The organism is Paenibacillus sp. FSL H8-0457 (genome assembly GCF_038051935.1).
Taxonomy (GTDB): Bacteria; Bacillota; Bacilli; order Paenibacillales; family Paenibacillaceae; genus Paenibacillus_AQ; species Paenibacillus_AQ lautus_A.
This window is the reverse complement of record NZ_CP150293.1, coordinates 3359691-3378867: the sequence shown is the minus strand read 5'-3', so window position 1 is coordinate 3378867 and position 19177 is coordinate 3359691. Positions and strand designations below refer to the sequence as shown.

Sequence of the window (19177 nt, the reverse complement as noted above, 5' to 3'; positions counted from 1 at the left end):
GGAGTAAGTTATCGGCATTTGTATCCCCCATGCGAATGGGGGCATATGATAAACAGAACTGTGTTGATGACCCATTACAACCGTATAGAGTCACCTTCGGTTAGGATACAGAAAGGAACATGACAGCCATGCTGGTGTTTATTCTACCTGGATTATATCCTCATTTAAGCGAGAATACCGTATCCTCGGTTTTGCGTGTTTTTTCAAATGCCCGTCCTATCGTGATTCAAAACGAACAGGAGTCTGCAGCAATAATGAACGAAGCGCTGTCCGATAACCTGAATACGCCATGGTTCATGACGCTCTGTGCTGGAGATACTGTACAGCCTATGGCGAAGAAAGAAATCGAACGATGGCTGCAAACTTACGCTGACGGCTCCGCTGGCTTTATACTGACTTCCGCAACCAAAACAGACCAGCCAATAGTATTTCACAAAAGACCTGTTCCAAACTTCCATACTCCCCGCGGCCCCCTGTTATGGCGTACGAGCATCGTGATGAATGGACAGACACCGGGTTTTTCGAGCAATGATCAGCTGCCGTTCCAGAAATACGTGTTGATCGATAAGCAGATCCAGCTAACCAGCCACTATGAATGGAAGGAAGTAGATTCTGAGGGGTTCTTATACCATCATCGCGGTGCCCCTCCCTGGATGAAGGAAGCAGAGGAATGGAACGCAATCTCTCCGCTTCTTCATGCTCCATCCCGCGTTCAGACTATCAATGAAAAACAATACTCTACTATAGTTACCATTGCGCTGTGCACATTTAACGATGGTGAATACTTGCCGTGGGCTATTCGTTCCGTATTGTCTCAGACGATCACAGATTGGGAGCTGATCATAGTTGATGATCATTCAAGTGATGATACTCCAAGCATCCTGGCGGGATTACCGGCAGATAAGCGTATAAATAAAGTGAGACTACATCAAAATCTGGGTAAGGCTCATGCCCTGAACATAGCGCTTCAAATGGCAAGGGGGGCCTGGTTTCTTGAGCTGGATGCCGATGATTGGCTGTCACCAGATATTCTGAAAGTTTTTCTGCAAGAAGCTAAGAAGGAGCCGAATGTTGGTGTACTGTATGCGAATCATTTTGAATGGGTCGAGCGTTTGAATAAACAGCTCCTTTACCAGGGGGTCCGAACCGGACCTTCCCATTTGTCCGCGGAGCGACTCCTCGTAGAAGCTATGGCAGTAGCCCCAAGAATGTTCAATATCTCTGTAATCAAGCAGCTAGGAGGATGGAACACCTCGGTTCCATTCGAAGGACGTCTATACGAAGATATCGAGATGTTATCCAAGGTTTCAAGCTTCCATCCGGTTTACATTCCTCAACCGCTATATCATAGAAGAATAAGGAGCTCAAGCATGACGCATCGGCATCTTAATCACTATGAGAAATGGAAGAACTCGATATTTTGAAATAGTTATTGCAAAGTTCCTCATCTCAAATAATGACTACGGAAGTATGCGAACCAATGATATATTATTGTTGATGATGGTGACCTGCCTTGAGGACGGCAAATAGTTTGAGCTTACAACCTGAACTGTGATCAAGCCGCCTGCTGCCGATAATAACTGTCCTTGAAGGAACTGATTGGCCTGGATAACCTCCACTGTCCTGCCAAGGAAAGTTGCCAGTATTTCCGAAAAATCCATCCATTCTTACCTCCCTGTTCAACATTATTCAATAGATAAAACACTACTCAACGGTATTATGGCAATACTTCCGTTAGGCTCCGAGATTTGAATATAATTGTCTCCAATAGACACCAATGAACCGAAAATCGAACCAGCCGGAGTTTCGATGGTTATTCGAGTATTCAGACGCGATCTTAAATAAGCAATGACATTATTCCAATCCGCATAGCCATAATCCTCCACTTGCTTCTGAAGAGCGTTTACCCGTATGGTAAGTCGTCTGAGCTGTAATTTGATTTTAGATATGCTATGAATCAATCTTCGACGCAACCGATTTAGCTTGCTCAGAACCGTTATCGGCTTTTTAGCACGCTTATGTTTTCTCTTGCCAACAATGAATTTGCAATCTTTTTGATGGCTTCGGTTCCAATATCTCCTCACACTAGCTGCCTCCCTCCGTATAGTCACTGGTACAATATGTATAAATCCATCCAATGGAAACCGGATTAGCTAAAGATAAGAAAAGGGCCTACAACTATAGATCCGTGTAAATTGTTGCAAGATATTTCAATGCGGGAATCATACATACCCATTTTGATAAAACCAATGCCGGATGGTGTTCTACCCATACAGATACATGGGGTGATACATACTTTGTTAAAGAGACAATCACACAGAGAGAGGAGGCTACTCTTGAATAAAATCACAAACAACCGGCGCAGATCTTCTACAAATCGCACGAGTCCCCGTCAGATTAAGCTTCGTAAATCAAACTATAAATTGTACAAAAAGAAACGGTCAGTTCAGCCGGTACCTCCGATTTCCCTATCACATACAACTCATCAACAATCCGTCACACCTTTTGAATCCGAAGCTGCCCATGCCCCTGCTGCGCCCCAGGTAACGGGGTTAATCGCACCCGGGATAACGCCGTTATACGACATTATTCGTTTTCCCGTCATTGATTGGCAATTCAGATGGCAGCGGCCGCAGCAATTATCCGAACAGTTCGCTCAACAGGGGCATCGTGTCTTCTATGTAACGACGGAGATCAACGGTGTGCGCAAGGAAGAGGCTTCCAAAGAAGAGGTAGGACGTTTTGTCTCCATTAAGAACATCGATCGAAACGTATGGCTCGTTACTTTGTGCGCGCATAAACCTCTAAATCTATATAAAGATGAGATGAGCAGCTGGGATATCCAGTACCTAAAATGGTCTATAGAGCACGTACGAGACAAATTCGGGATATCCCAAGTGGTATCGATTGTCGATTTACCGTTCTGGACTCCTCTTGTCACGGCCATGGAGCAACATCATATCGTGTATGATTGCATGGATCATCATGCGGGTTTCTCGACCAATGATCCTGCCATGCTCCATCAGGAGGAACGCCTGCTTCGGGTGGCCGGGCTTGTCGTAACGTCCTCACAGCATTTGTACGATTGGGCTATTGAACATAATCCATCCACGGTCCTTATCCGCAATGCCGCTGATATCTCTCATTTTTTAAAACCGCCTGAACAATCGTTGACGGAGCTGAAGTCCATAAAGCAGCCGATTATCGGTTATTACGGGGCGATATCCGACTGGTTCGATATACGTCTGATCGAAACAGTGGCCAGAAACAGACCCGAATGGACATTCGTTCTGATTGGACACACCTTTGGTTGTGATACCACTGACGTCGAGAAGCTGGACAACGTCGTGCTTTTGGGCGAGAAGCCCTATCATGAGCTGCCAATCTATTTACATCGATTCCAAGTTGCATTAATTCCTTTCATGAAGAATATGCTCACCAAGGCTACAAATCCTGTCAAACTGTACGAATATCTTGCGGCTGGAAAACCAGTCGTATCTACCGACCTGCCAGAGGTTGAAGCCGTTGCTTCCGATATGGTCTCCCTTGCAGACACGCCGGATAAATTCGAACAGGCGATTCATGAAGCACTTCAGGAATCCGGTACCGAGCAGATCAAACGAAGGCAAGAATTCGCCCGTCACAATAACTGGGTTCAAAGATACCAGGTTCTAAACGACTACATTACACAGCATCTGTTTCCTAAGGTTAGCGTCATTATTGTCGTTCACAATAAATGGTCTTACACCGAGCAATGTCTCCGCAGTTTACTGCAAAAGGGACATTATCCAAACCTGGAAGTTGTTATCGTCGATAATGCCTCGACGGATCAAACTTCTTTCCACCTTAAAGCTCTTAACAACCCGCTAGTTAAAGTTATTTCGTCTCAGGAAAATCTCGGTTTTTCCGCAGGGAACACACTCGGATGCCTGGAATCAACAGGTGAGTATATGATCCTGCTTAACAACGATACGCTTGTACCTGATGGCAGCTGGATTACCCGATTGCTCCGGCCATTTCACGAAGACCCGCAAATCGGAATGACGGGCCCGATGTCCAATTATGTGGGTAATGATCAAGCGTTGGATCATTTCATCGGCGACGCGGTATACGGTGCCGATGTTCGTTGGTTGCATGATTTCTATGAGCTGTACCATGAGAAAATCAGATATACCGATTTGCTTGGATTCTTCTGTGTTGCCATGAAGCGTAGTGTATGGGATAAGGTTGGCTCCCTTGATCCGGCCTATGGAATTGGCATGTTCGAGGATGATGATTACTGTGAACGGGTACGCAATGCAGGTTACCGTCTGGCTATCGTCGAGGATGCTTTTGTATATCATTACGGCAGTGCCACCATTAAAGAGCTGAAGCCCCAAGCATACGATTCGTTGTGGGAAAAGAACAAGGCATACTACGAGCAGAAATGGAACAAAACCTGGAGATTACCGAAAGGTCCTCACAGCCTGTTTCATTTGGCGGATCATCCGCAGGAAATCGCCAATCGGATTCATGTGACAGGGAAGAAGTTCGCTTTGGTTCTGGGTGATAAAGTATGGGATGCACATTCCAAACGCTGGCAGAAAATCGTCATGGGATTGACGGAGGATGAGAACTTGTATGTCATCATATATGCGCATGAATATCACGGCAACCCGATAATCGGAACTCGCAAGGTGGGTCCAAGACTGTATTTCACAAACCGGATCGATTTATTCTCTCAAGTCACATTTGATCATGTAATATACTGCGGTTCAACCGAAGTTTACCCCTACCTGCGTTCCGACCATTTTGTAGCGGATACGCTTTGTTATCATGATCATCGGCTCAAAGCTCTTCAATCCAACTTGCCCAATATCAAGATGTTTGGGGATGCTCTTGTGACTCATACCGTACGTAATGTCATGTCTCTTACAAGGGATATATCGACCGTATAGTATAAAATGGAACTCCCTAAATAACTGGAGAATAAAAGCCCATCCATGCTTCTGAAGTTCGTTCAGAAGCATGGTCAGGGCGTTTAATTTGAATGAGGCTCTTTTTCCATTTTCTTTAAGTAACGCCGAATGACTTCTGGATGACGACCTTGAAAGGGAGTTGTGGTTATCTCGTATTCCGAATGCTTAAAACTCCAATCGGGCACGCCTTCGTTTTCAAGTAAATTAACGTCTTTTCTCCGGTTGTCATTAAATTTGATCTTACGTCCCAAAGCATAATGATAATGGTATATAAACACATCGCTTCGCCCTCTTGGAATACTCCATATGCTCTGCCCTTCTGCCGCCTCAAGCGTGCAATGATGCTTCTCATCACGATAACGAATCCCTTTATTCGCCCTCCACATTCTCGTTATATCATTGGACCATCGCTCATCCCCTGGGCTATTCACTCGAATGGTCCACGGATCTCCCCAAAAATTGACGAACGGGAACTGATATATATCCACGTCAGCGTTGGCCATAAGCTCCGGCAGTGCTTGTTGAAAACGATCATCCATCAATTCATCGATATCCAGATTCATAATCCAGTCTCCTTGAGCTTGATCGATCAGGAAATTACGTACTTGGGATTCATTCCAATCATCGGTGTAAGGCATTCCATTCTGCTGCAAACGAAACAACCGGATTGGATAACGATCCTGCAGGCGCTCAATATGCTTCAAAGTGCCATCTGTGCTTCCTCCATCTACAATAATGATTTCATGAGCAAAACGGCTCACGCTTTCGATATATAAGGGGACGAACGTTTCTTCATTCAAAACCGGTACAATGACCGACAGCTTCATGGAATATCCTCTCCTTCCTGTTCTGGCCCTTACGCTTAACCTCTGCGGATCAGTTTGCGCATAGACTGAACATCCCCCCTTGCCTCCTTGTATTGTTTGTATAAGGCATAGTTGGTTTCATAATGGGGATTGCCTTCAGGACCAACAAATGGGTGCCAGAAGTGCACCATTTCTCCGTCCAATCGAACGTGGGTACCGATAAGGGTGTCCATTGCGTATGCGAAGGCCTCATCCTCCCCGCCCCAACCGATAAACCGTTCATCATATCCCCCCACCGCATCAAACGCATTTCGTTTTAATGCATTCAACCCTCCCAGATAATAAGCGCTGTTCTCATCTCTATTTCCCAGTATCGTTGGGATCGGCCAATCCGCTGTTTGAGACAGGATCATTTGCGAGATGTCCTCCGGCAGCCGTAAAATACGACTGAACGGGATAACCCATTGACGGTCATTCACGTAAGATATCGTTTCCAGCACGAGGTTGGGATCATATACAATATCACAGTCGGCAATCATGAATACATCTCTGGTTGCTTGGCGGGCTGCGCGGTTAATGGCTTTCGACCTGCTGAATGGATTACCGGAGACTTCACCGACACATACTTCTATGCCCGGCATCGTCCGTGAGTAGAAATCCAGCGCCCACCTGAACGCGGCATCCCTCGGCCCGCCATGATCCGACTGGTAGGGAATCAGAACGGAAACTTGGTCAAACATCTTTTTCTTCCTCCTCACCTGCAGAGCTTGACTAAATTTGAAACAAAACGCGGAGCCATCGGCTCATCGCATGGTCGATCCTCCAACCTGACTCTATATGACTCCTGCACCTTAACCCGATTTCTCGAAGTTCATCCGTCCGACTTCTCCAATAGTTAATCTTGTGTATAAAATCTTCGGGAGAGTCACTATCCAATATCAGTCCATGGGCAGCCGGGTGAGCTGCATCTTTTGCATTACCGACATTCGTGGAAAGAACGGGGACCCCGCAAGCATACGCTTCCAGCACAGTAGCCCCGCTTCCTTCATTGGCTCCCGTGTTCAACAACAAGTTCAATTTATGATAAAAACCCGGCATGCTTTCGTAAGTGTGAGCACCAGAAGTTTCGATAAAAGCGATTCCTTCGTCACTCTTGAAATGCTCTTTAATCCGCATATACAAAGTATTGTAGTTTTTAGAGGTTTTCGAGGGATCACCGGCCCAGCCGATCACGAATGGAGCATTGTCTATTCGAGCTATAGGCAATGGCTGAAACAATTGGTCATCCACGAAATGACCGATATACTCCACAGATGTATTTGGTGCTATGGCCTGCAAGATGGAGGCCAGTCTCCGATTTATAGCGCCTAGCTTTCCGATTCTAGGAATGACCAGCCTGAGAAAGTCAGGATCGGGAACGAGTTCATCCTTCCATTCCCTATAGGTTTCGTAGTGCTTACTGAAGTAATAATAGGAGACGGCTGCCGCTGAATCGATGCGGATATTCTTGAAAACGCAATAAGCCGCAATGCCAAGACACATGGCGGATATGTGATCATATTGGTGATTCAACTCTCCACTGCTTTTGTGTTCAAGATAGAGATCCAATTCGCTCATAGACATGAGGTCCAACGATGGATGATATTGCTGAATAACCTTGGCATTCTTGCCCAGGATCCACCAGGGCACGTCATAGATCAGCAAGTGCCTTCCCATAATGTCGACCTCCTTATCCGCTCGTAATAGAGTATATTCGACTCCTCCCCGACAAGTTTGCAAGTCCATGCAAAATGATGAATACGTCCATCATTAACAATAAAAAGCTGCCCATGGCGTAGAATGAAACCTACACTATAGGCAGCGGTAAAATTCCAATGAATTTGACTGATAACTAAACTTTTTTATCGATAATATGTTCATTGGCATGGTTCTCTTGAATTTCTTTTCTCAACGCTCTCATCTCTTGAAGCATGGCATCCATTCTAATGATGATTTTGGATGAATTGATGGCGTAACGAATGACAATGATGGAAACTACGATACTTATCACAATCATGAAAATCTCTACAAAATCCATTTAGTCAAAAACCTCCGTTTTATGATGGCTGAATGAATTCCTTAAGCAAGCCCTGCATCATGGCAAAAATCAGTTCGGAATCCTGCAGCTTATTCTCCTTTATCCCGCGCCAGCAGTCCGTGACGCCCATACGTACCACGTCAATGCGCTCGTATCCCTCGAGCTGCTGGCCGGATTGGCTTGTTACCTCATCGGTATAATAGACATGGGCGATCTCGTTGCACCTCCAGGACGCCGGGTACAGCTTGCCTAGATAGTGAAGCTCACCGCAGATGAAGCCTGTTTCCTCCAGCATTTCACGTCGAGCCGCCGATTCCAGTTCCTCTTCCTCGCCTACGCCGCCGCCAGGCAGCTGAATAACGTAATCATCCACGGCCGCTCGGTATTGACGGATCAGCAGCAGCTGATCGCCATCCTTTGCCAGAACAACAACGGACGCATAATTTTCCTTGGTATAATACACTTTGCCTGACGTTTCCTCGTAAATCGATATTCCGTTATGGCGGATCAATAACTCGCTATTTACCATACGGGCAGGTGCTCCTTTTCAAGACGGTTGGTCATTTCCTCCCGTCGAATTCTTCTTTCAGGATGGAGAATAAATAGGAATCATGATAACGGCCCTTAAACCATAAGTGCTGCCGTAGATGCCCCTCCTGCTTCATTCCGATGTGACGCATGACGCTGGCAGACCCGACGTTTCCCGGCCGACAAGTGGCATAGATCCGGTTGACTCCCAGTTCCTCGAAGCCGAAGCGGCACATGACCCTAGCGGCCTCGGTAGCATAACCCTGCCGCCAATAAGCAGGATTCAGACAGTATCCAAGCTCTGCATTCGTATCGGATCGATGAAGCCCCACGCCTCCGATCAATTGGCCGCCATCCTTTAATACGATCGCCAACTCGTAGCTGTCACGGGGGCTCTGCTCTATCATTCGGCGGATTTCCCCTACATACTTCCATGTATCTTCTTCCGTATTGGGTCCCCACATCGTATACTCGGTCACTCTTGGATCTGAAGCATAGGCATGAATACTCGCAAAATCCTCATCCCGGAAATCGCGGATCGTCAGTCTAGGGGACTCTAACTGCATAGGTACCTCACTCCTTCATGAAGCCTCCGGCACAGGCGGAGGTGATTTTTTCCAATTATACCACGCTGTATGTCGCAGATAAAAAAAGAAGCCGGGCAGCCTATCACCCAAGCTTCTTTCAATATCTCACATTAAGAAATTCCTTCCAGTTTCTTCTCCCTGTCATGCGTTTTGAACTTATGAATATAACGGGAAAGCACGCCATGTCGCGGAGAGGACAGAAAGCTGATGATAAATACGATTCCGGTTGCGAATGCCATGGATCCCGAAATGGAGGTGTCCAGCCATACCGCGATATAATAGCCCATAAATGCCGATATGACGCCAAAGGCCCCGCTTAGCGCCAGCATGATGGAAAGTTTATCGGTCCATAGATAAGCAGCCGCGGCAGGCGTTATTAACATAGCCACCACCATGATCGCCCCCACGGCATCAAAGGATGCCACCGTTGTGATGGAGACGAGCGACATGAACACATAATGCATAAGCACGACGGGAATGCCGATGCTGGCCGCAAGTGCCGGATCAAAGGAGGTAATCTTCCATTCTTTATAGAATGCCAGGATCACGATAAGCACGACCAAGAGAACGGCTGCCAGCATAAAGGTCGCTTTCGGTACCTCGCCTAGAAGCGGAACGTGTATCACATCCCATGGCACAAACGTGATTTCGCCCATGAGCGCATGCTTTGTATCCAGATGGGCGTTGCCAACCTGGGTCGCAATCAGGATGACGCCGATGGCAAACAAGGTTGTAAAAACAACGCCAATGGATGCGTCCTGCTGTACGCCCCGGGAATGAAACCATTGAACCAGTACCGCCGTCAGCAGGCCGGCTATGATCGCACCGACCAGCATATGCGGACCGCTGAGTTCTCGGGTGACGATAAACGCCGTGACGATGCCGAGCAGCACGGTGTGGCTGATGGCATCGGCCATCATCGCCATTCGGCGCAGAATCAGGAACACGCCGACGATGCCGCAGGACAATCCGACGAGCGAGGCTGTGAGTAAGATCCATGCGGTATAAGTCATTGATTGCTCCCCCTCTCGGAAATCCGGGGACCAAGAACGGTTTGACTGCCCGCGTCCCTATGCTCTTTTTTCTGGGAGCGGAGCTGCAGAGCCTGAATCAGAAGACCCTTCTCTGCGCCGAAGACCAGAGAGATCGTGAACAACACGGAGGAAGCTACAACGATGAAGGGCCCTGTAGGCCATCCTTTTCCCAGAGTGCTCACGAGTGTACCGACAAACCCGGCGCCGCCTCCAAATACCGCCGACAGAATGACCATCATTTTGAAGGATTGAGTCCAATATCTTGCGCTGACCGACGGAATGATCAGCATGGCCGCCATCAATATGACGCCGACGGCCTGAATGCCGATGACGATGACGAGAACGAGCACTCCCATATAGAGGGTATTCATCAGTCTGCTGTTCAGCCCTAACCCCCGGGCAAAATCGGGATCAAACAGAAATAGCTTCCATTCTTTAAAACCGATCGAGACAACGAGAATGACCAGAACAGCCAGGATTAGCATCGTAACCACATCCTTGCGAACCATGGATGCCGCCTGCCCGAAAATAAAGTTATCCAGTCCGCTTTGATTCCCGCCGCCCGTACGGTTCACGATCGTCAGCAGCATAATGCCCAAACCGAAAAACACGGATAGAATCATGCCCATCGCCGTATCCTCTTTAATGCGGCTGGAAGTCCGAATCCACTGGATCATCCAGGCCCCGATTAAAGCGCTGGCGGCTGCCCCGAGAATCATGACCAGCAGGTTCTTGCTTCCCGTCAAAGCGAATGCGATCACGACACCCGGCAGCGCCGCGTGAGACAATGCATCGCTCATCAGGCTTTGCCGCTTCCAATAGGCAAGACAGCCGATCATGCCGGCTGCCATGCCCAGGATTAACGTGCTTAACAGTACCCATTGTGTGTTCGGCGACAATAATGAATTGAGCATGCTTTACGCCTCCTTCATCCAGCGAAGCGAACCGCCGTATGCGCGGTAAACTTGATCCTTCGTGAAGACGTCTTCCGTCTTCCCGTGCGCAATGACCGTACGGTTCAACAGCAGCACATGGTCGAAATAATCTTCAACCGTCTGCAGATCATGATGGACCACCATCACGGTTTTGCCCGCCGTTTTCAGATCCTTCAGGGTTGTCATAATCGCCCGCTCGGTTGCGGCATCGACTCCAGCTAACGGCTCATCCATGAAATAGAGATCGGCATCCTGAACGAGCGCCCTTGCGAGAAATACGCGCTGCTGCTGTCCGCCAGAGAGCTGACTGATCTGCCGGTCGGCAAAGTCTGCCATGCCCATCTGATCAAGCGATGCCATCGCCTTTTCCTTGTGGCTCTTGTTTGGCCGTTTCAGCCACCCCACCCGTCCGTATAAACCCATCATGACGACATCCAACGCATCGGTCGGGAAATCCCAGTCCACGGACCCCCGCTGCGGCACATAGCCGACGCGGGTTTTCGTTTGGCTTAAGCTGGACCCGAAGAAGGAAACATTCCCCGACAGCTTCGGATGAAGCTCCAGCATGACCTTCAGCAAGGTGGATTTGCCTGCGCCGTTCGGCCCGACAATGCTGGTTAGCGAGCCCTGCTCGACGTTGAAGGACACGTTGTGAAGCACTTTATTTTTTCGATACGATGCATGGAGATCTTGAACTTTAAGTACAGACATCTTATTCACCACTTCCTGTTAGCGCATGATAGATTGTTTCGACATTATGACGGTACATTCCGATATAAGTGCCTTCCGTCGTACCCGTCTCGCCCATGGCATCGGAGAAGAGCTCGCCTCCAAGCTTAATGTCCAGCCCTTTCTTGGCAGCTCCTTCAATGACGGCATTTATCGATGCCGGGTTGACGCTGGATTCGACGAACACGGCAGGCACCTTGTGTTCCAGCAGTAGGTCGATCGTGCCGTTAATATCCGAGAGGCCGATTTCATCCTCAGTGCTCAGGCCTTGAAGGCCGACGACTTCCAGACCATACATACGGCCGAAATACCCAAAGGCATCATGAGCGGTAACCATGACCCGCTGCTCTTCCGGTATTTGCCCCAGCTTATCCTTCGCCTCCGCTTTCAGCTCATCCAATTGCGCAAAATACTTCTGCTTGTTCTCTTCAAAATAGTCGGCATCGGCGGGAGACAGCGACTTTAGCTCTTCCACTGCAGAGTCCAAGGAGGTCTTCCATAGATCGATATCAAACCATACGTGGGGATCGGTCGCCTGCGTGTCATCCTGAAGCAACCGATCCTTCGGGATGGCGTCCGCTATCGCCAGCACGGGTTTGTTTTTTCCGATCTGTTCGAAGATTTCCGTCATATTGCCTTCCAAATGAAGTCCGCTATAGAAAATAACATCCCCGCTATCCAACTTCTTGATATCGCCTTGTGTGGCATTATATAAATGCGGATCGACGCCAGGTCCCATCAAGCTCTGCACCTCCACCCGATCTCCTCCGATAACGGAGATGGGTTCCGCAATCTGTCCAATGGTGGTTACCACGCGTATTTTCTTGCCTTGCTGCTCGGTTGCCGCTCCGCTCTGCTTCGCTTCTCCCGATGCGCATGCGGATAATACCAGCAACAAACCCAGAATGGCTGCCCCCATGAATATCCTGCCTCTACTAGTCCTCTTGTTCTTCATCTTCTTCTCCTCCACTCCAAATAAATAATGAGTCGACCATTCTAATGTAAATGAAAACCTCGTCCTGCCGTCATCCAATTGTTTTGCATTGACGCAACTTTAATTCCTATGTACAAAAAATAATCCATCTTTAGGTTTTTGTCAATGTTATTTTATAAATTCGTATACTCGGTATCTCAATCCACTTCCTTAAAAAGCTTGATTTAATCCATAATATCCGAGCAATCTGGATCTATTTTTCGCATAGGCAAAATATTTAGCTATATTTAAATATTTTAATAGGCTAGGATTGCATTCATGTTCAATGCACAAAAAAAGACGACTTCTCTTCAAGAGAAATCGTCTTCTTTTCCTATTGTTTGATCAATCACAACCCTTGGGTTACCCAAAAAACCGAATGTGCGCAAACTTGGTTTTTAAACGGTCGAATTTCTTCCTGCTATTGCTGCGGTTATCGGGCAATAGCTTCACATCGGCCAAAGCACCGATGGTTTCTACCACCTCGTCGATTGACAGATGATCGGTATCGATATGACGCTGGAACACTTCATTCGAGAATCCGCTCATGCACCGATCGATTTGCTGCGCTGCCCACGAATTCGCACCTTCCCCTCGGCTCCGCAATCGTCTTAGCAGGACTTCCTTGGAAGCACACAACGTGAAATGCCGGACAACAACGCCATCCCGTCTCAGGTTCCCAACGATTTCATCGAAATATGACGCGTTTGATATGGTCATCGGAGCAATGATCAATTGATCGGATTCCTGGTCCATATACTTAAACATGGAGTAGTTAAACTCCCTCCACATCGGATAATGCTGAAAATCATCGCGTGTGGCATCCTTCGGAAGATTATCGCGAATGAAATAACCTGCATTTTCCGGATCGTACACGCACGAGTTCGGTATTCTTCGCTGCAGCTCATGCGCAGCCTGGGTTTTCCCCGAGCCGAATGCGCCGTTCACCCAAATAATCATAGATGAAAGAACCCCTTCCTTATCAGGGTTTTGCTTGTATCAAATGTCGTCTCTTATGTAAAATTATGCTTTTCTCAGAAAGTCCGGCAATCGAGTCAATGTTTTTCCGTGATCACGGACAAATCCATATTGTTCGTATAGACCATGAGCATCCCGCGTCGACAAGATGCCGAATAAATTTCGGTAGTCATCGCTGGTGGTAATCGTTTCGATTAACTTCTTTCCTATGCCATGCCCACGATAAGACTCATCCACAAATACATCGCATAACCAATACACGGTTGCGTCGTCGGTCACGACCCTGGCAAATCCGATCTGCCGGTTGTCGATATAGGCGCCAAAACATGTTGAGCCCTCTAGCGATTTCTTAATTTTTTCATCGGAGCGTTCGTTAGCCCAATAGCTTTGACGCAAAAAATGTACAATGGCGTCCATATCCAGGAGGGAAGGGTCGCTGCTTATCAAAATCCGCTTCAGATCGATGTCCATCATCACACCGTCAGTTCCTTTTACCGGAGCCAAATGCAATCACATAATTGTCCGGATCCTTGATCGCAAAATCCTTCCACACGCCCCAGTCTGCTTCCATGAGCACAGGCTCTTGTACCACTTCTGCCCCGCGAGAGGTTAGTTCTTCATACAACTCGTCTAATTCGCGGTGCGTATCCACATAGGCGTATGTATCCCAAGGCGTCTGTTGATCCTGGCCTGGCGGATTCGGGTTAACGTCCGTCATCGTTACCGCCTGAATCAGTTTGAAACCGAGCGCAAAATCATCCCTGACCGCCCAAACATCGTTCACTTCACAACCGAGCACCTCTTCATAAAACTGCTTGGATCGGGAAAGATCGGATACCAATCGAACTTGAACTGAGAATTGAATCCTGCTCATAAGATCATCTCCGGCTACTTTTCCTTCCATAATACAATCGTCCGACTCGCTTAACAAGAACTTTTCGTAAGTGCTGAATGCTAAGAATAAAATTCGATGGCAGGGTTGCCTGCATACGTGGTTTCCGAAAATTCGCCCGCCTTATATTCCGAGATGATCGTTGTCCAGAAGTTTTGCGCCGGCAGATTTTTTTCCAGCCAGGCGATGCTCCACTTCCCCCTGAACCATTCGAATACTTGGAATGCCGCCTGTTTGCCGATACCCTGCTTGCGGTATTTCTTAAGAATAAAAAATTCTGCCAAGGAGTAACCGGGAGCTGAAAGATCTGATGCTTCGATTTCCCTCACCAACACAAATCCGGCAAGCTTCCCGGATACTTTGACAAAGTAAGGGTGGCGTCCCTCTTCGGTCCAGTAATGGTCTACATACTTATAATCGTAAAGACCGTACTCGTTAACGTCATTATCGCTGTCATCCTCATACGGACTCATATCGTATTGATATAACTCCATGAGGCTGCGCAATACGCTCTTCTGTTCATATGAAATCCTTGCAAGTTTCACATTCTCACCTCTCATGCCATCTCAGCCATTTTTTAATTTTAACGAAACACTCTCTTCCACATTCTATGTAACCATCCTGCCAGTTATATGTGAAGACGGCAATGGTCATACCATCTTCTGGTCATAGACTAGCAATTTCCATCTATTGCCGAGCCATTCAATAGCTTGTAAAATATAACAGTTAATATATCACACATAGTTAAGGAGAGAAACCCATGACGACAGTCCAACAGCAAGCGGCCAAGCGAGCCATGATCGAATGGCTGGCAAATGAACGAGAGCTTGGACATAAGCCCAGCAAAATCGAATTAGCCGGAGAATTCAATCTCCATGACATGCATCACTACATATTCAAATATAAGAAGTCCATGCTTGGTAAATGGCTGGTTGGCGTGTGCGGCGGTTACGAACATGCCTCGGACATCGAGCATTGCGGTCATGTATTCAGTGAGATGCAGCCTTATCATCCTGCCACCGCGGAGGAGGAAGCGATATCCATGGTCAATATGATCCGGGAGTATTGGATGCAGCAGGCGGCGCAGTATGAATCGGCGGAGAATCCAGAGGATGACGCGGCAGACAACCAAACGTCATCCGGCATATTCAACGGCTTCGTTCTGTTGAACTCGCCAGAATGCGATTTGGAGCAGATCAAAGCCAATCTTCTGCGCGATTGGAGCATCTCCTGCTCCCCGAAAGACGGCAGCGCCGAAGAGGAGAAGGAAGGAATGCTGGTCTTTGAGGCGGAGGGCTGCATGATTGCAGTCAGCTTCATCAATGCCCCGGTGCCGGATGGCGAGGCCGAGCATTACGCTCAAGGGAACTACCTGTGGCCCGAGGCCGCCGAGGTCACCCAAACCCATGTCGCCCAGCTTATTCTGGCCGTGCTTAAGCGCTCCGCGTCTCCGCTGGATAGCGGAAAAGTGTACGCCAAACTGGCGGCCAGCTGCCTGAAGCTGCCGAATACCGTCGGGCTCTACTCGTCCGGCACCGTATTTCAGCCTGAGTTCTATATCGATATGACCGAAACGATGAAGACCGAAGATCTGTTTCCCCTGTTAAATCTCGTATATTTTGGTTTAGTTGGCACCGAAACCGGAATCAACGGATATACCTATGGGCTCAGAGCCTTCGGCAAGGATGAGATCGAGGTGCTGGACAGCCAGGTGACCCCTGCCGAGCTCCGTGAATTCCTGATGGACATTGCTTTATACATCGTGGAGCAGGACGTCACGCTAAGGGACGGGGAAACCATCGGCTTCTCCGCGGAACAGAAACTTCCGATTACCCGCTCCGAGGGCGTGTATCTTCCTGATGACACTCTTAAAATCAAGTACTGAATTTATCGAATCAACTCTCCGACAAAGCACGCCTAGCCATCGATATGGACTTGGCGTGCTTTTTATATTTTCCCACGACTACGACTTTGTTAATGGCATCCACTCCATTGACGGAATTTGAAACTGGCATACGCTGGGCGGCCGCTATCATTTTGCCAAATTGCTCGATTTTGCTATAATAGAAATTGCATTAAATCTATATTTAATGCAATTTCTGTTTTAAACGATTGGACGGGTGTGAAGCGATGAACTATACCGAAGTTTTTGAGCACTATGACCGGGAAATGAAGCTGTTTCTCTCCTATATGAAGGATCGCGAATACGCCAAGGATACACAACAGGCCTATCTTCATGATATCAAGCACTTCCTGTACAGCCTTGAGGGGAAATCCATCACGGAAGTCACGGACATTGATGTGATGTATTATCTGACGCAGGTGCGGGAAAGCGGTGCCGGCGCGCGATATCGAAATCGGTGCCAGTCCGCCATCCGTCTCTTCTATAAAGTCATGATCCGTTTCAAATTGGCGAGCACCAATCCTGCCATGGATATCGAAAAAGCCAAGGTGGAGAAGAACCGTCAGCCTACCTATCTTCAAAAGCCGATTCTGGATGCTTGTCTGAATGGAATTGAAGGAAGATATAGAATCCGCGACGTGACCATCATTGCGCTCATGGCTTATGCGGGTCTTCGGGTTAGCGAGATCGTAAAGCTGAATGTAACGGACGTTGATATGGAGAACTCCAGCATCGGAGTGCTGGGTAAAGGCAATAAATGGAGATACATCCCCCTCCCTGCCGAATTGAACAAGCTGCTGCAAATGTACCTGGAAGAGCGGATGGTTCCCAGAAGTTCAAAGGATAACGCCTTCTTCGTATCGCAGTTTCGGCGCAGAATCAGTAAACGCATGGTGCAGACGATAGCCGAGAAGACGTTTGCGGCAATGACCGAGCAGTTTCCGCAGTTATCCGGGCAATCTCTATCCGCACATAAGTTAAGACACTCCTTTGCCACCGAGCTGCTGCGTAACGGTGCTGATCTGCGTGCTGTGCAGGAGCTCCTCGGACACGAAGATATATCCACCACGCAGATTTATACCCATGTGCTGGATGAGACAAAAGAACGCGCCATGAACAAAATCCGGCCGGCGATCCCCCTTCTCTTCTCATCCAAGCCGTAACGAAGGATACGGTTTGCAATGACTCTTCCTGTGACGGGGTCACCGCTCATGTTCTTTCTGCATGTGAAAACAGCAGCAACGATGTTGACAACGGAAGTGACGAATCCCCAGACCCCCATTCACGCGAAAAAGCCCCCTTTCACAAGGGGACTTTTCTGCAAATAGGATGATCCTGTTACGCCTGAATGAACAGGCTGAACTCCTGGCCGTTTTTGACCGGTTCCTGTGCCATGGTGTAGCCGTGCTTGACGACTTCCTCCGGCACGTTCCGAAACGCGGACGGACAGTCCGAAATGACCTGAAGCGTTTGTCCTTTTTTCATATCACGCAGCGTTTCGAGTGTATAGATGACCGGGTAAGGACAAGATTCCCCCCGGAGATCCAGTGTAAAATCAACGGACATGGGTTGCATCCCCTTTCTTGAATCCTACGCCGAAGCGGTAGTTTTTTTGCCAGTACGCGGCGACAGCGAATCCGACCCCGAGTACGAGCAGTGTAACCATTAATGCAGCCGCCGGACCCATGGCGGTGATCAGGTTGACAGGCGAGCCGCTCTTCACAAGCAGTTTGTATACCCCCATGTGATCCCAGGCGTATGCTAATGCGGTAGCTCCTACAATGTTCCCGACAAACACAGGCAAGAAGACAACCTGTCCTTCCATCAAACGGTACATCATGCCGGTTTCACAGCCGCCGGCCATGACGATGCCCAGACCGAACAGGAGTCCGCCGATCAAGGTGCTGGGAGCGGCAATTTTCGTAATCGGCTCTAATCCGTACATAAGAATAATGGCCAGCGTAGCGACGGAACTGACGGCCATGCCCAGAGCAATCGCTTTGGTCATCGTGGCCCGGCCGCTGATCCACAGATCACGAAATGCGGAAGTGAAACAGATCTGCCCTCGTTCAATCAGGATGCCGAATGCCGCTCCGAACAGGGCAGCGGTACCTAGCATGGTTCGGCCCGTTGCATAGAAGCAGACAATCAGCGCGAGGTAAGCCAGACCGAGTACAACCCCAAAGAGCGGTTGCCGGTTTTTACCCTGTTTAACGCTCGGCAGGCTGCCTCCCTTTTTCAGCACGGGCTTGCCTTTCCACCATCTTGTGTTGACCAGCTTGGCGCCAAGGAAAGTGCCTGCCCCCGTAGCCACGATGAAGATCCAGGCATGGAGCGAGAACTGAGGCACACCGGTAAAAAAGGCCGCGAGGTTGCAGCCTAGGGCCAGTCGGGCTCCGAAACCCGCGATAATGCCTCCGGCAAACCCCTGTACATACCGCCGCTTCTGTCTCGGCATGCGGATCTTGAAATTACCGCTTAGCAGAATCGTAATCAGGGCTCCGATAAACATGCCCCAGACAATCCAGCCGTCGGTCCGCGTCCAGGTCGTGCCGTTCATATGGACGAGGTCGAAGTACGCCCAGCCGGAAACATCCACCCCCACGAATTCCAGAAGATGCCCGCCCAGACGGGTGAACTCACCGGTTACGGCCCAAACCGTATGGGTGATTCCGAAATAGACTGCGCTGAGAATACCGGCCAGAGCCATTACCAGATAGGGGCTCCAGTAGTTCCCGAACCATGTTGAATATAATTTTTTCACCTTGCTCAATAAC

At 48.5% G+C, this 19177-nt stretch carries 21 protein-coding genes; 4 read left to right on the top strand and 17 right to left on the bottom strand.

The window, feature by feature from the left end; all coding sequences use genetic code 11:
* Positions 1-119: 119 nt before the first annotated feature.
* Positions 120-1424, top strand: a complete 1305-nt coding sequence (locus MHI43_RS15060) for a glycosyltransferase family A protein (protein ID WP_235201796.1) — start codon at positions 120-122, stop codon at positions 1422-1424.
* Positions 1425-1460: 36 nt separating this feature from the next.
* Here MHI43_RS15060 and MHI43_RS15055 read toward each other — a convergent pair whose 3' ends face one another.
* Complete coding sequence (locus MHI43_RS15055; RefSeq protein ID WP_015735182.1) at positions 1461-1661, bottom strand: hypothetical protein; 201 nt, start codon at positions 1659-1661, stop codon at positions 1461-1463.
* A 675-nt stretch (positions 1662-2336) separates the two neighbouring features.
* On the opposite strand from MHI43_RS15055, the gene MHI43_RS15050 reads away from it, so the two are divergent.
* Positions 2337-4937, top strand: a complete 2601-nt coding sequence (locus tag MHI43_RS15050; protein ID WP_036663091.1) for a glycosyltransferase — start codon at positions 2337-2339, stop codon at positions 4935-4937.
* An 83-nt stretch (positions 4938-5020) separates the two neighbouring features.
* Here the strand turns inward: MHI43_RS15050 and MHI43_RS15045 are convergent, their stop codons facing one another.
* From MHI43_RS15045 to MHI43_RS14980, 14 genes are all read right to left on the bottom strand, one after another.
* Positions 5021-5785, bottom strand: a complete 765-nt coding sequence (locus MHI43_RS15045; RefSeq protein ID WP_015735179.1) for a glycosyltransferase — start codon at positions 5783-5785, stop codon at positions 5021-5023.
* 35 nt (positions 5786-5820) lie between these two features.
* The gene (locus tag MHI43_RS15040) at positions 5821-6504 is read right to left on the bottom strand and encodes a galactosyltransferase-related protein (RefSeq protein ID WP_036663092.1); all 684 of its coding nucleotides are present in this window, start codon (positions 6502-6504) and stop codon (positions 5821-5823) included.
* Positions 6505-6535: 31 nt separating this feature from the next.
* Positions 6536-7480 carry a glycosyltransferase gene (locus MHI43_RS15035; RefSeq protein WP_036663093.1) on the bottom strand — a complete coding sequence of 315 codons (945 nt, stop codon included), beginning with the start codon at positions 7478-7480 and terminating at the stop codon, positions 6536-6538.
* Positions 7481-7655: 175 nt separating this feature from the next.
* Complete coding sequence (locus MHI43_RS15030) at positions 7656-7820, bottom strand: hypothetical protein (RefSeq protein ID WP_341283279.1); 165 nt, start codon at positions 7818-7820, stop codon at positions 7656-7658.
* Between the two features lie 40 nt (positions 7821-7860).
* Positions 7861-8370, bottom strand: a complete 510-nt coding sequence (locus tag MHI43_RS15025) for an NUDIX hydrolase (RefSeq protein ID WP_036663095.1) — start codon at positions 8368-8370, stop codon at positions 7861-7863.
* Positions 8371-8401: 31 nt separating this feature from the next.
* Positions 8402-8935 (bottom strand): GNAT family N-acetyltransferase, encoded by a 534-nt coding sequence (locus tag MHI43_RS15020; RefSeq protein WP_036663096.1) that lies wholly within the window; start codon positions 8933-8935, stop codon positions 8402-8404.
* A gap of 131 nt (positions 8936-9066) precedes the next feature.
* Positions 9067-9969, bottom strand: coding sequence for a metal ABC transporter permease (locus MHI43_RS15015; protein WP_036663097.1), 903 nt, complete (start codon positions 9967-9969; stop codon positions 9067-9069).
* Positions 9966-10904 carry a metal ABC transporter permease gene (locus MHI43_RS15010; RefSeq protein ID WP_036663098.1) on the bottom strand — a complete coding sequence of 313 codons (939 nt, stop codon included), beginning with the start codon at positions 10902-10904 and terminating at the stop codon, positions 9966-9968. The genes MHI43_RS15015 and MHI43_RS15010 overlap by 4 nt, the downstream gene beginning before the upstream one ends.
* Before the next feature lie 3 nt (positions 10905-10907).
* Entirely contained in the window at positions 10908-11636 is a 729-nt protein-coding gene (locus MHI43_RS15005) for a metal ABC transporter ATP-binding protein (RefSeq protein WP_015735172.1), read from the bottom strand.
* A gap of 1 nt (position 11637) precedes the next feature.
* Positions 11638-12609, bottom strand: coding sequence for a zinc ABC transporter substrate-binding protein (locus MHI43_RS15000; protein ID WP_036663099.1), 972 nt, complete (start codon positions 12607-12609; stop codon positions 11638-11640).
* Between the two features lie 381 nt (positions 12610-12990).
* A complete protein-coding gene (locus MHI43_RS14995; RefSeq protein ID WP_036663100.1) occupies positions 12991-13587 on the bottom strand; it encodes an AAA family ATPase in 597 nt (198 codons plus the stop codon).
* Between the two features lie 63 nt (positions 13588-13650).
* Entirely contained in the window at positions 13651-14076 is a 426-nt protein-coding gene (locus tag MHI43_RS14990; RefSeq protein WP_036663621.1) for a GNAT family N-acetyltransferase, read from the bottom strand.
* 10 nt (positions 14077-14086) lie between these two features.
* Positions 14087-14479, bottom strand: a complete 393-nt coding sequence (locus tag MHI43_RS14985; protein WP_036663104.1) for a VOC family protein — start codon at positions 14477-14479, stop codon at positions 14087-14089.
* A gap of 80 nt (positions 14480-14559) precedes the next feature.
* On the bottom strand, positions 14560-15042 hold the full coding sequence (locus MHI43_RS14980) for a GNAT family N-acetyltransferase (RefSeq protein WP_036663105.1): 483 nt from the start codon (positions 15040-15042) through the stop codon (positions 14560-14562).
* A 215-nt stretch (positions 15043-15257) separates the two neighbouring features.
* Between MHI43_RS14980 and MHI43_RS14975 the strand changes: the two genes are divergently transcribed.
* Positions 15258-16382, top strand: coding sequence for a DUF4261 domain-containing protein (locus tag MHI43_RS14975; protein ID WP_036663106.1), 1125 nt, complete (start codon positions 15258-15260; stop codon positions 16380-16382).
* A 245-nt stretch (positions 16383-16627) separates the two neighbouring features.
* On the top strand, positions 16628-17563 hold the full coding sequence (locus tag MHI43_RS14970) for a tyrosine-type recombinase/integrase (RefSeq protein ID WP_036663109.1): 936 nt from the start codon (positions 16628-16630) through the stop codon (positions 17561-17563).
* A gap of 175 nt (positions 17564-17738) precedes the next feature.
* Here MHI43_RS14970 and yedF read toward each other — a convergent pair whose 3' ends face one another.
* On the bottom strand, positions 17739-17966 hold the full coding sequence (yedF, locus tag MHI43_RS14965) for a sulfurtransferase-like selenium metabolism protein YedF (RefSeq protein ID WP_015735163.1): 228 nt from the start codon (positions 17964-17966) through the stop codon (positions 17739-17741).
* Positions 17956-19164 carry a selenium metabolism membrane protein YedE/FdhT gene (yedE, locus tag MHI43_RS14960; RefSeq protein ID WP_036663623.1) on the bottom strand — a complete coding sequence of 403 codons (1209 nt, stop codon included), beginning with the start codon at positions 19162-19164 and terminating at the stop codon, positions 17956-17958. Before yedE ends, yedF begins: the two co-directional genes overlap by 11 nt.
* Positions 19165-19177 lie beyond the last annotated feature (13 nt).